The sequence below is a fragment of the Bacillus cereus group sp. MYBK95-2 genome (assembly GCF_051915225.1).
GTDB classification, from domain to species: domain Bacteria; phylum Bacillota; class Bacilli; order Bacillales; family Bacillaceae_G; genus Bacillus_A; species Bacillus_A cereus.
This window is the reverse complement of record NZ_JBQAEH010000007.1, coordinates 185,807-197,852: the sequence shown is the minus strand read 5'-3', so window position 1 is coordinate 197,852 and position 12,046 is coordinate 185,807. Positions and strand designations below refer to the sequence as shown.

Here is a 12,046-nt window from a genome sequence, read left to right as displayed (position 1 = left end):
GTGTGCATTTTTTTCGAGTCCTATATGTCTTATTTTATGGAGGGGAATATGCTTAAAAATAATTTTAAAATTAGTAATATTCCTGCGGTTTTGTGGGGAGATAAGAGTGAAAAAATTTTTATTGCAGTACATGGAAATATGTCAAATAAGGAAGATGCAGTTATTCAAATATTAGCTGAAGAAGCCGATCGAAAAGGTTATCAAGTATTAAGCTTTGATTTACCTGAGCATGGAGAAAGAAAGAATGATAACACTCCTTGTAAAGTACAGTTTTGTGTTAATGAATTATCTATAATTATGAACTACGCAAAAGAACATTGGAAAGAAATAAACGTGTTTGCATGTAGTATGGGAGCATATTTTAGCCTTTTAGCTTTTCAAAATGATGTGATAGAAAAGGCATTATTTTTATCACCAGTAGTTAATATGGAACGAATTATAGAAAATATGATGAAATGGTTTAATGTAACACCGGAGCTTTTACAAAAAGAAATGACTATAGAGACACCTATTGGTCAAAAGTTATATTGGGATTATTTATGCTATGTAAAAGAGCATCCTATTAGTACATGGAATACAGATACATATATTATGTACGGAGCTAAGGATGAACTGTGCGAATTTGAAACTATTAACTATTTTACAAAAAAACATTGTTGTGAATTAGAAGTTATGGAGACGGGTGAACATTACCTTCATACTGAAGAACAGTTAAAAATATTTGAACAGTGGTTACACAAACATATTGATTAACAAATTACAATTTATCTTGAACCTGTTAGAGAAGAATGGGGAATATATAAACTGATAGTATATTTGAGAGAAAATATAAATGTGAATGTATACACTTAAACAAACAGATGCTTTAGTTAAATAAGAATTAAACAACTATATTATCGATTTATATCTAAAGTGAAGAATACACATACTACGAATTGAATAAGATAACAATCATAAAAATGCTCAGAATCAAAAATTCTAGAGCATTTTTATGTATTTTCATAGTAAGGGGAGATTTACTTGAAAGATATACATATTCAACAAATTGAAGATTTAATGATATACGAACACGATTATCTTGTTCAGGAAAGCAAAGACGAAGGATTTTATTTCCTAATAAAACTAATAAGTGAATATGAAAATAAAATAAACACGTTTAATAAAACTGGTGAATGCTTATATGGGATTTTTCAAGGGGAAAAGTTAATTGGAATAGGAGGGTTAAATGAGGATCCATATACAATAAACAATAAGATTGGTAGGATAAGGAGATTTTATATTGCAAAAAAATACCGAAGGAAAGGATTAGGGAGGTTATTATTAGCGAGAATTATAAACGATGCGAAAAAACATTTTAATATTGTTGTTTTAAATACAGATACAGTACAGGGTGACAAATTTTATACTTCGAGTGGATTTCTGAAAGGGACAAAATATATGGGAGTGAGCCATTATTTGAACTTATATAAAAGGATATAGTGAATTATTGTTTACTTCTCCAGTAGAACTTTTGTTCTGTTTCATGTGGATTGATGTTATAATTTATAAGAATCTAATATTAGAATGGAGAATTGGATGATGGGAGAAAATAAAATTATTAATGATTTCAATGAATATTCAATTTGGATAAATACATTGAAAGGTATGAAAGAGGAATTGTGGGTGGCACCAATATCAGAGGGGAAATGGACTATTGGCGAAATAATATCTCATATTATGAACTGGGATGACTATCTATTACGTGAGACATTATCATCAGTGAGAGATGGGAAGGGAATGGAGTTCCCTGATTTTGATACATATAATAAACTAGCATCTAGTTATGCCAAATCCGGTATATCTAAGATGAAACTTCTTGAAGAAGCAAAAGCTAAAAGAGAGTTACTCGTAAAAGAACTTAGATTACTATCTGCTGGAAATCTAAAGAAACCTTTAACGGCCAATGGAGTATCACATTGTCCTCATACCGGAACGCCATATTCTCTTATATATATTATTAAAGAATTTGTAGATCATGATAACCATCATAAAAGACAGGTTATTCATTTTTTAAATGAAAATCAAATTGTTAATTGATAAAGAAAGATCCCGCAAATCATATTTGTGGGATCTTTCTTACATTATAACTTAACCTTCATGTGTTTCAATAATAATCCTGGTTTACCTTTTACATAATAAAAATGCGGATTATTTTCATCATCATAAAGCATAATATAAGGCTTTTCATTTAGTGGGAGCAGTATAAGTACTTCGTCTATTGTAGTGTGTAACCATTGATTAGTAATAGAAACCGGCTTAGATAAAGGGATTTTTATCATATAGCCATTTTTTGGAACGACATTTAAGTTTTTAAATGGACCAGTTATTGCTTTAGCGTATTGAACTGCTTCTTTTTGGATTACTGGATCTAAAGATTGTTTTTGAATGACCATTTCTTTTTGACAATCAAATACTTCAATTTGTTGATTTGTATTTGCGAACGCATTTGTTGATAATAGAAATAGAAGAAGAGAAATGACCCCGATTTTTTTTATCATAGTACAACACCTCACCATTACTATCCCCTCAAAAGCTTTAAATATTTTTCTGTCACATTCATGTAACAAGGATGTTGTATGATACAATTGGTTTTTGTTTAAAAGCAATGGAGGAAAAAATATGAAAGTTTTAATTGCAGATGACGAACAAGATATGTTAAGGATTTTAAAAGCTTATTTTGAAAAAGAAGGCTTTGAAGTATTATTAGCGAAAGACGGAGAGGAAGCACTTCAAATATTTTATGATGAAAAAATTGATTTAGCTATTTTGGATTGGATGATGCCGAAACATAGTGGTATTACTGTCTGTCAGGAAATAAAAAAGAATTCAAGCGTAAAAGTATTAATGCTTACGGCGAAAAGTGAAAGTGAAGATGAATTAGCAGCGCTTCAAAGTGGGGCAGATGAGTACGTAAAAAAACCATTTCATCCAGGAGTACTAATTACGCGAGCGAAAAAACTTATTCAGCATGATGATATTATTCAAGTACAAGATGTAAAGATAAATTTTGCCAAAAATAAAGTATATAAAAATGATATAGAGTTAGAAATTACAAAAACAGAGCTCGAATTAATAAAATGCTTTTTAAATCATAAAGGAACTATTTTAACTCGTAAAAAATTGTTAGACATTGTATGGGGATTTGACTATTTTGGAGAAGAGAGAACGGTTGATACACATGTAAGAAGGCTGCGTAAAAAAATTGGAGAAAATATTATTAAGACGCATCGTGGGCTGGGTTATAGTTTGGAGGAACAAAGTGAATAAACTTGGGAAAAAGCTATTTCTCAGCATTTCTTTAACCGTTATTCTTATATTTACAATTTCTTTATTATTAATTAACTTTCTCCTGCCGAAATATAATATTTATAAAACACGTGAAAACTTAAATGAATTTACAACTCAAATACAAAATGCGCCAGTCAATGATTTAGAAGATGTTATTCATACAATTGAAAGTGAAAATAACGTTACAATTGTGTATACGCCAATTAATCAGTCAGAAGATGCTATGAACGACGCGTTACGCATGCAACTTACGAAAAAGAAAGTAACGTTAAATAAGCTTTGGATTACGAAAGACGAAGTTATGAAAGTGAAGACGGAAGGGCAATCGAATAAACTGTACGATCAAGGAAAGGTAAAAGCGAGTTTTTTTGCTAAATATATTGCGAAAGATGATACGATAATTTTAATTGGGACTTCCATTGCGAATTCAAATGAAATTATAAATACGTTAAATACATTTTACTTATATATCCTATGTTTCTCGCTCCTTCTTATTATTTTACTTGTGTGGATACTTTCAAAAATAATAACGACACCACTGAAAGAGTTAAGTGATGTGGCTCAGGATATTTCACATTTGCAGTTTAAAAGAACGAAAGTGAAAACGAATGATGAAATAGGAGAGTTGGCCAATAGTATTAATATCATGAGTGAAAAACTACATGAAGCACATCAAGACTTAACTGATCGTAATGAACATTTAAAACGATTTATGGGTGATGTAACGCATGAATTAAAGACACCGATCGCATTAGTAAAAGCATACTCTATGGGGATTAAAGATGGATTAGATGATGGGACTTATGTAGATACAATTATTAAACAAACAGATCAAATATCAAACTTAATTGAAGAACTATTACGATTTTCTAAACTAGAAAGAGATATTTTACAAAAAGAAGAATTCCCCATTGAACCACTGGTTCAGAGTATATTAGATAAGCATCAGATTGAACTGGATTCGAAAGAAATTAACTTGCAAGTAAATTGTAATGCGGGCAATACAATCGTTTATGCAGATTTAAATAAAATGAGAATGGTGTTTCAAAATTTAATTTCTAATGCGATAAAATATACAGCAAATCAAAACATAATAATTACATTAGAAGATAGAAATAAAAGTATATATTTCCAAATAAAAAATGGCATTCCTACGGATAAAATTAAGGATATCGAGAAAATCTGGGAGCCTTTTTACGTACTAGAATCTTCTCGTAGTAAAGAAAAATCAGGTACAGGATTAGGACTAGCGATAGTGAAAAGTATTTTAGAAAGGCATGGTTTTGAATATGGAGTTTCCTCTATAGATGGAGAAATTCAATTTTATATAAATGTGAAAAAGGACTAATGAAAATATTAGTCCTTTTTGCAGCTTTAGAGATTAGCGATATAGGATGAATCACCATAATTTTCGAAATTGATGTATTAAATGGAGAATTAGCAAATGTTCTACTTTCATTAAATTCACGTGAAGTTCACAGGAAAACGTTATATTTACATAGTTATATTTGAATTTAATGAAGTGAGGTATTCAGATTTGAAAAGAAAGAAATTAGTAATTGGTAGCATTTTAATGGGTATGACGTTATCTTTATCTGCATGTGGTTCATCAGATAATATTGTAACGACAAAATCAGGAAGCATTTCAGAAAGTGATTTTAACAAAAAATTAAAAGAAAACTACGGTAAACAGAATTTATCTGAAATGGTAGTAGAAAAAGTATTACATGATAAATATAAAGTTACGGATGAAGAGGTAACGAAACAACTAAAAGAATTAAAAGACAAGATGGGCGATAATTTTAATACATATATGGAATCCAATGGTGTGAAAAATGAAGATCAGTTGAAAGAGAAATTAAAGCTTACTTTTGCTTTTGAAAAAGCTATTAAAGCAACCGTAACGGAAAAAGATATTAAAGATCATTATAAGCCAAAGCTTCAGGTTAGCCATATTTTAGTAAAAGATGAAAAGACAGCAAAAGAAATTAAAGAAAAATTAAATAGTGGCGAAGATTTCGCGGCATTGGCTAAACAATATTCAGAGGATCCAGGTTCTAAAGAAAAAGGTGGGGAACTATCTGAATTTGGACCTGGTATGATGGTGAAAGAATTTGAGGATGCTGCGTATAAGTTAGAAGTTGGTCAATTGAGTGAACCTGTTAAATCTTCTTTCGGATATCATATTATTAAGCTAACGGATAAAAAAGAGCTTAAACCGTATGAGGAAGAGAAAGAGAATATTCGTAAAGAATTAGAACAGCAACGTATACAAGATCCTCAATTCCATCAACAAGTTACTAGAGAACTGCTTAAAAATGCAGATATAAAGGTATCTGATAAAGACTTGAAAGATACCTTTAAAGAGTTAGAAAAATAATAAATGGAATGTAAGGCAAGCGATAGAAATATCGGTTGTCTTTTTCTCTATTTATCCCGCTATTTGCCGGGCAGTAAGACCCCACCTCAAAATTCAGCGAAAGCAAAGAAGTGGCCCTGCTGATCGTAAACGCCCAATTGGTGAGGGCTGATTAAAGTTTCACGTTATAAAGAAGGAGGAAGTGGGAAAATAATTTCACACCTCCATTAAATTTTACTTAATAAGAAATCTTTGAGTTTCTCAACTTTTATATAAAAATAAAACTGAATTTTCAGTTATTTTGTTATATAGTAAAAGAGAACGAATAAGGGGAGGGAATATTTTGATTAAAAAGAAAATGGCAATTACACTGTCAGCAATGCTATCTGCAACAATTATACCTAGCTTTACTATGGATGTGCATGCAGAGAAGAAGGAAGAGACTAAAAATACGAAAATTGAATTAGAAAATGGGATGACAAAACCGATTTATTCTCTCGATGAAGCTATTATCGAAAATTTATATGTAGAGACAGAAGTTGATAGTGATCGAGACGGTAAGAAAGACAGAGTATCGATAAAAGTTATGCGTCCAAAGACAGATCCGAATGTGAAAGTTCCTGTTATTTATGAAATGAGTCCATATCGATCTGGATTAAAAGATGTTCCTGTATATAATGTAGATGAAGAATTGTATGCGTATGAAGGAAAACCGCATGGAGCGATTAATCTTGGTTCGTATGGGAACTATTACGTGCCAAGAGGTTATGCAGTTATTTTAGGCGAAAGTATCGGTACTGGAAAATCAGATGGATGCCCTACAACTGGAGATGAACAAGAGATACTTGGGACAAAATCTGTTATTGATTGGGTAAACGGTCGCGCGAAAGCATTTACAGAACAGGGTGAGGAAGTTCAGGCAAATTGGTCTACAGGCAATGTAGGTATGACTGGAGTTTCTTATAATGGTACATTACCAAATGCTGTTGCGACTACTGGAGTTGAAGGTTTAAAAACAATTATTCCAATCGCAGCAATTAGTAGTTGGTATGATTATTATCGTGCAAATGGTGCAGTCATTGCTCCAGGCGGATATCAAGGAGAAGATACAGATAATATGGCAGAAGCAGTACTGACAAGGGAAAACCCTGAAGTTTGCGGACAAGTTATAAAAGAGTTAACGGCTGGACAAGACCGAAAAACTGGTAATTATAATGATTTTTGGGATAAACGTAACTATGTAAAAGATGCTAAAAATGTAAAAGCGAGTGTATTTGTTGTTCATGGTTTAAACGATTGGAATGTTAAAACGAAACAGTTCGCGCAATGGTGGGAAGCACTTGGAGAAAATAATGTTCCGCGTAAAATGTGGCTACACCAAGGTGGTCATGGTGGGACATCAAGTAATAACTGGCAGCAAACACAAAATAAATGGTTAGATTATTGGTTGTACGGAATTGAAAATGGAATTATGGATGAACCAATGGTTGATGTGCAAAGAGAAAATAAAACGTGGCAAAAGATAAAAAATTGGCCAGATCCAGCAGCTGTACCTTCAAAAATCCGTATGTATTTAAGCAATAAATCAGTCAATTTGCCACTAAGTATGGGATCGGCTAATAAAGTTTTCTCATTCTTAGATGATGCACAAATAAAATCAAACCAATTAGTAGCAAATCCAGAATTAGAAGTAGCAAATCGATTAGTATATACAATGCCTGTACTGCAAAAAGATACGCGTATAAGTGGTACACCAAAGATTTCAATTACAGGAAATATTGATCGATCTGTATCAAATTTAACAGCATTACTTGTTGACTATGGAGGAGCGAAGCCGGAAGTCGTAACGAGAGGCTGGATGGACCCACAAAACGTAAAGAGTATAGAAAATTCAACAGCGATTCAACCGGGTAAAGATTATACATTTACATGGGACATGCAGCCAGATGATTATGTATTTAAAGTGGGGCATCAAATCGGAGTTGTTTTAATTGCAAGTGATTATGATTATACAATTAGACCGAAAGCTGGCACGAAACTTACAGTGAAATTAAGTGAAGTGACATTGCCGATTGTGAAATAAATATTTTTTCTAAAGAGCTTACTAAAGTAAGCTCTTTAATTTGTAGTCTGAATTTTTAATTTTTATATTTCAAATTGGAAGGGTATGTAATACAATATCATTATATTCTATGGAAAGTGAGTGATATATTATGATAGTCAGCTCTTTCGAAATCTCATTAAAATTAGAGGTACAGGAAGATTAGTTGAATTGAAATCTTCCGTACGTAAAAACGGAGGAGAAAATAAATGTTTAGCTTTTATAGTACACTTTGTACGGAACTGTATGATTACACAAAACCAGTCGGTTATTCTTTAAATGGTGATATTGAGTATTACAAAGAACGTTTAAAAGGTTGTAGAGGAAGAATCCTCGAAGCTGCAGTAGGTTCAGGGCGTGTCATCATTCCGCTTCTAGAGGCTGGTTTTAAAGTGGATGGGATAGATTATTCACCTGAAATGCTAGATTCTTGCCGTAAGCGCTGTAAAGAGAGAGGCTTACATCCTAATTTGTATGAAGGAAGCTTGCAACAATTTTCACTTCCGCATAAATATGACGCAATTATCATTCCTACTGGATCTTTTTGTTTAATTGAAAATCGTGTGGATTCTATAAATGCATTGAAATGTTTTTATGAACATCTTAATCCAGATGGACAATTAATCGTAGATATTATGCTTCCGCATGACTGGAAGACTGGAGAAATTCATACATCGACTTTCTCTTTGCCGAGTGGAGACGGAATCACATTAGAAAATAAATCAATTGAAATAGATTGGCTGGACCAAGTTACTGTATCATATTTGAAATATGAAAAGTGGAGTAAAGGACAGTTAGTACAAACAGAACTACAACGCTTTGCGCTGCGCTGGTATGGAATAGAAGAGTTTAAACTTCTTTTAGAAAATATAGGTTTCTCAAACATTACTTGCTCTGCTGAATATGTTTATGAAAAAGAACCGTCAAATGCAAATCAAACGATTACTTTTGAAGCTGTGCGAAAAGAATAGAACTAAAACTATGAATAAAAAATAAGGCAATCGTTTTAAAATCGGCTGTCTTATTTTTTATTTTATGTAATGGTTTATAGAGAAAGATTGGGGGAAATAAATGAAACTTATATTAATATTTGGCCCACAAGCAGTTGGAAAAATGACAGTGGGGCAAGAATTAGCAACATTAACCGGTTTAAAACTTTTTCATAACCACATGACAATTGATTTAGTAAGTCCAATTTTTGATTACAGTACGAAAGAAGCAAAAAGACTAGTAAGTTTATTTCGTAATGAAATATTTGAAGAAGTATCTAAAAGTGATTTATCTGGAATGATTTTTACGTATATATGGGCATTTGACCTCCAAGAGGATTGGGATTATATACATCATGTAGAAAATATTTTTGAATCAAAAGGTGGGACAGTGTATTTTGTAGAGCTGGAAGCGGAATTAGATGAAAGATTAGAACGAAATAAAAGCCCGAATAGATTAGAACATAAACCGAAAAAAAGAGATATTGAGTGGTCTGAAAATAATTTGAAAGAAACGATGAAAATGCATAGATTAAACTCTCTTCATGGTGAAATTGAAAAAGAAGAGTATATAAAAATTAATAACACGTATTTGAGTGCAAAAGAAGTAGCGGAAATGATTAAAGAGAAGTTTCAATTGTAAAATTCCCGAAGTCTATTTCGTTTCTATTGTCCAAGCATTCTCCTACTAATTACATATACTATTTATGTTAAAATCGGTCACTATTTTAGATGGTGCTATTTTAATATATATAACTATGCAGGGAAGAGGGGAGAATAAATTTGGAAAACGTAGAACAAGATAGAATTGAAAATCAAGTGTATTCAAATCGTGTAGTAAGATCAGAATTTGATGCGAATTGGGAAACTTGTATATCAAAGAGTGGTTATGTAATTTATATAGCAACAAGTAATAATGCTGAAGTAATAGTGCTTCTTGCAGATGGTTCAAGTAAATTATTAATTTTCGAAAAAGGCGGTAAAGTAGTTGTAGGTGGCGGTGGAACAAGTCATTACAGTAAGCCGCATATTGCAAGAAATATTTAAGATAGAGCATGTTAATTAAGAAGAAACTAGAAAACGGTTGTCATTCATGTTTAGGGCATGATAGACGAACCGTTTTTTATTTGTTTATAAATTTAGAAGAACTTCATTGATTACAAATACATCAGGATGAGCAGCGAAATTAGAAGAAAACTTGGCGGGTAATGGCACAAAATATTATGTACATTTGCAAGAATCTTACAGCGATATAAAAAAGCATTTCCTATTTGGGGAAACACTACTTCTATGTTATAGTATAATAGTGTTTTTAGATGGTACTATTTTAATATATCTATAATTTTGTTATGTATTATTTTCATATTAAATTAGCACCTAAAGTATTTTTTTATATAAGGAGTAGTAATTAGAGAAATGAAAAATATAGACTTTATACTAGAAAGTGACGAGGCATTAAAACCGTCTGAACGATTAGTACTATTATTATTAGAGAAGCATAGAATGTTATATACGAACGATCTATTGGCATTATCAAATTTATCATATAAAACATTAACAGATTCATTAACGGCGCTAGTTTTAAAATCGTATGTGTTAAAGGAAACAGGTAAGGGAAGAAGACAGAATTGCTATAGATTAGTATGATAAGGCAGCTGTTTTAGAAACTTTTACATATGTTTTTTCAATTGTAAGGTGAAATTGTATTTTTGTTTTCGAACGAAAAACTTACTATAAGAGGGGCTAAGATAGTAGCGTTTCATTTTTGTAAATATAATTATTCTATCATTGAAAACACAAAAATAAAATAAACCGCATAAAACAGAAATAAAAAAACAATCCATTTTTAAAATGGATTGTTTTTTATTGGAATAATATTATTTGATATGTTGAAAGCATAAATAGCAGAATAAACATTACCTGTTTTAGTTCATGCAACTGAACAAATATGATGAAAACTATGTGTATAGTTTTTTGCTTGCTTTTTCAGTCACTCTAATGAAATCATGGTCTTCATTGTTTAAAGGCAGTATTTTTAACATTATTGCTATTCAGCATTAAGCACAAAAAAGTGATATATAATATTATTATGTAAACTTAAGGTTTTAAAAGGAAAATATAATAATGAATAGAACATGTAGAAGGAGATGCTTAAATATTTTGAAGAATGGGAGATTATTATGGAGCATTTACAATCAATAGCACAAGCTGTTATAAGTGGTAATAAGGAAAAAGTAGTGAAGTTTATAAAGGCGAGTCCAAGTATTGTTAACGAATGTAGTGAAGATGGATGGACACCACTTCATTTAGCAGCTTATTTTGGACAGAAAGAAATAGCGAGTTTTCTTTTAGAAAGTGGTGCAGATATACATAGTAGAGCGAAAAACGAAAATGAAAATACGCCTTTGCAAGCAGCAATTGCGAACAAGCAAAGTGAACATGTTGCTTTCTTAATTGAAAAAGGATTAGATGTAAATATTATGCAAAGTGGTGGCTGGACAGGACTTCACGAAGCGGCATTATTAGGAAATGAAGAAATAATTATGTTACTCCTTAAAAATGGAGCTAATAAGATGATAAAGAAAAATGATGGGAAAACAGCGTATGATATTGCATTAGAAAAAGGGTATGATCACCTATTACATCATTTGAAACAGGAAGTGAACTTATGATGAATAAATGGAGTGTTGGTATATTTTTATTTAATGAAGTAGAAGTGTTAGACTTTGCAGGGCCATTTGAAGTTTTTTCTGTAACTGAGGTGAATGAGGAAAAACCATTTACTGTTTATACAGTTAGCGAGAATGGGGAAATGATTACAGCAAGGAACGGATTGAAGGTACAGCCAGATTATAGTATTGAAAATTTACCACCAGTGGATATTTTAATAATTCCGGGCGGGCTAGGTGCTAGAGAATATGAAATAAAAAATGAAATAGTAATAAAATGGATTCGCCAACAAATGAAAGAAGTAAAGCTGATGACTTCAGTTTGTACAGGAGCGCTATTACTGGCGAAAGCAGGTTTACTGGAAGGTTTAAAAGCAACAACACATTGGGCTAGTATTGAAAAGTTTAAAAATGAGTTTCAAAATGTTGAAGTTATAGAAAATGTAAAGTTTGTAGATGAAGGACATATTATAACATCTGCCGGAATTTCAGCTGGAATTAATATGGCATTTCATATTGTGAAAAACTTGTTAGGTGTGCATGTTGCGGAGGACACAGCGAAGCGAATGGAGTATGATATTAGTTTCCCAAATTAAAAAGC

At 31.7% G+C, this 12,046-nt stretch carries 14 protein-coding genes; 13 read left to right on the top strand and 1 reads right to left on the bottom strand.

Going from position 1 to position 12,046, the window contains the following annotated elements; all coding sequences use genetic code 11:
• The first annotated feature begins 48 nt into the window (after positions 1–48).
• The 3 genes from ACTFN4_RS22210 to ACTFN4_RS22200 all read left to right on the top strand — a co-directional run bounded on the left by ACTFN4_RS22210 (position 49) and on the right by ACTFN4_RS22200 (position 2,076).
• Positions 49–753 (top strand): alpha/beta hydrolase, encoded by a 705-nt coding sequence (locus tag ACTFN4_RS22210; RefSeq protein WP_048656226.1) that lies wholly within the window; start codon positions 49–51, stop codon positions 751–753.
• 267 nt (positions 754–1,020) lie between these two features.
• Positions 1,021–1,479, top strand: a complete 459-nt coding sequence (locus ACTFN4_RS22205; RefSeq protein ID WP_000651656.1) for a GNAT family N-acetyltransferase — start codon at positions 1,021–1,023, stop codon at positions 1,477–1,479.
• A 99-nt stretch (positions 1,480–1,578) separates the two neighbouring features.
• The gene (locus tag ACTFN4_RS22200) at positions 1,579–2,076 is read left to right on the top strand and encodes a DinB family protein (protein WP_000504410.1); all 498 of its coding nucleotides are present in this window, start codon (positions 1,579–1,581) and stop codon (positions 2,074–2,076) included.
• Between the two features lie 44 nt (positions 2,077–2,120).
• On the opposite strand, the gene ACTFN4_RS22195 is transcribed toward ACTFN4_RS22200, so the two are convergent.
• Positions 2,121–2,537 carry a hypothetical protein gene (locus ACTFN4_RS22195; RefSeq protein ID WP_439962791.1) on the bottom strand — a complete coding sequence of 139 codons (417 nt, stop codon included), beginning with the start codon at positions 2,535–2,537 and terminating at the stop codon, positions 2,121–2,123.
• 121 nt (positions 2,538–2,658) lie between these two features.
• Here ACTFN4_RS22195 and ACTFN4_RS22190 point away from each other — a divergent pair, with 121 nt between their 5' ends.
• The 10 genes from ACTFN4_RS22190 (at position 2,659) to ACTFN4_RS22145 (ending at position 12,041) form a co-directional block, all read left to right on the top strand.
• On the top strand, positions 2,659–3,306 hold the full coding sequence (locus tag ACTFN4_RS22190; protein ID WP_000865979.1) for a response regulator transcription factor: 648 nt from the start codon (positions 2,659–2,661) through the stop codon (positions 3,304–3,306).
• Positions 3,299–4,675 (top strand): sensor histidine kinase, encoded by a 1,377-nt coding sequence (locus ACTFN4_RS22185; RefSeq protein WP_001037260.1) that lies wholly within the window; start codon positions 3,299–3,301, stop codon positions 4,673–4,675. Before ACTFN4_RS22190 ends, ACTFN4_RS22185 begins: the two co-directional genes overlap by 8 nt.
• Positions 4,676–4,864: 189 nt before the next feature.
• The gene (locus ACTFN4_RS22180) at positions 4,865–5,707 is read left to right on the top strand and encodes a peptidylprolyl isomerase PrsA (protein ID WP_002204764.1); all 843 of its coding nucleotides are present in this window, start codon (positions 4,865–4,867) and stop codon (positions 5,705–5,707) included.
• Between the two features lie 322 nt (positions 5,708–6,029).
• On the top strand, positions 6,030–7,769 hold the full coding sequence (locus ACTFN4_RS22175) for a Xaa-Pro dipeptidyl-peptidase (RefSeq protein WP_074555755.1): 1,740 nt from the start codon (positions 6,030–6,032) through the stop codon (positions 7,767–7,769).
• Between the two features lie 227 nt (positions 7,770–7,996).
• The gene (locus ACTFN4_RS22170) at positions 7,997–8,758 is read left to right on the top strand and encodes a class I SAM-dependent methyltransferase (protein WP_439962790.1); all 762 of its coding nucleotides are present in this window, start codon (positions 7,997–7,999) and stop codon (positions 8,756–8,758) included.
• A 100-nt stretch (positions 8,759–8,858) separates the two neighbouring features.
• The gene (locus ACTFN4_RS22165; protein WP_000767065.1) at positions 8,859–9,419 is read left to right on the top strand and encodes an AAA family ATPase; all 561 of its coding nucleotides are present in this window, start codon (positions 8,859–8,861) and stop codon (positions 9,417–9,419) included.
• Between the two features lie 140 nt (positions 9,420–9,559).
• Positions 9,560–9,823: a hypothetical protein gene (locus ACTFN4_RS22160; protein ID WP_000432421.1), complete on the top strand. Its 264-nt coding sequence runs from the start codon at positions 9,560–9,562 to the stop codon at positions 9,821–9,823.
• Between the two features lie 369 nt (positions 9,824–10,192).
• Positions 10,193–10,423 (top strand): hypothetical protein, encoded by a 231-nt coding sequence (locus ACTFN4_RS22155; RefSeq protein ID WP_000789031.1) that lies wholly within the window; start codon positions 10,193–10,195, stop codon positions 10,421–10,423.
• A 533-nt stretch (positions 10,424–10,956) separates the two neighbouring features.
• Positions 10,957–11,448, top strand: coding sequence for an ankyrin repeat domain-containing protein (locus tag ACTFN4_RS22150; RefSeq protein WP_000400679.1), 492 nt, complete (start codon positions 10,957–10,959; stop codon positions 11,446–11,448).
• Complete coding sequence (locus ACTFN4_RS22145) at positions 11,445–12,041, top strand: DJ-1/PfpI family protein (RefSeq protein ID WP_000981423.1); 597 nt, start codon at positions 11,445–11,447, stop codon at positions 12,039–12,041. Before ACTFN4_RS22150 ends, ACTFN4_RS22145 begins: the two co-directional genes overlap by 4 nt.
• The last annotated feature ends 5 nt before the right edge of the window (positions 12,042–12,046 follow it).

What these genes read in the sequence shown, in the direction of transcription:
- ACTFN4_RS22145 (WP_000981423.1), top strand. Translation starts at nt 11,445, where the DNA reads ATGATGAATAAATGGAGTGTTGGTATATTTTTATTTAATGAAGTAGAA.
- ACTFN4_RS22155 (WP_000789031.1), top strand. Translation starts at nt 10,193, where the DNA reads ATGAAAAATATAGACTTTATACTAGAAAGTGACGAGGCATTAAAACCG.
- ACTFN4_RS22190 (WP_000865979.1), top strand. Translation starts at nt 2,659, where the DNA reads ATGAAAGTTTTAATTGCAGATGACGAACAAGATATGTTAAGGATTTTA.
- ACTFN4_RS22195 (WP_439962791.1), bottom strand. Translation starts at nt 2,537, where the DNA reads ATGATAAAAAAAATCGGGGTCATTTCTCTTCTTCTATTTCTATTATCA.
- ACTFN4_RS22170 (WP_439962790.1), top strand. Translation starts at nt 7,997, where the DNA reads ATGTTTAGCTTTTATAGTACACTTTGTACGGAACTGTATGATTACACA.
- ACTFN4_RS22210 (WP_048656226.1), top strand. Translation starts at nt 49, where the DNA reads ATGCTTAAAAATAATTTTAAAATTAGTAATATTCCTGCGGTTTTGTGG.
- ACTFN4_RS22200 (WP_000504410.1), top strand. Translation starts at nt 1,579, where the DNA reads ATGGGAGAAAATAAAATTATTAATGATTTCAATGAATATTCAATTTGG.
- ACTFN4_RS22165 (WP_000767065.1), top strand. Translation starts at nt 8,859, where the DNA reads ATGAAACTTATATTAATATTTGGCCCACAAGCAGTTGGAAAAATGACA.
- ACTFN4_RS22150 (WP_000400679.1), top strand. Translation starts at nt 10,957, where the DNA reads ATGGAGCATTTACAATCAATAGCACAAGCTGTTATAAGTGGTAATAAG.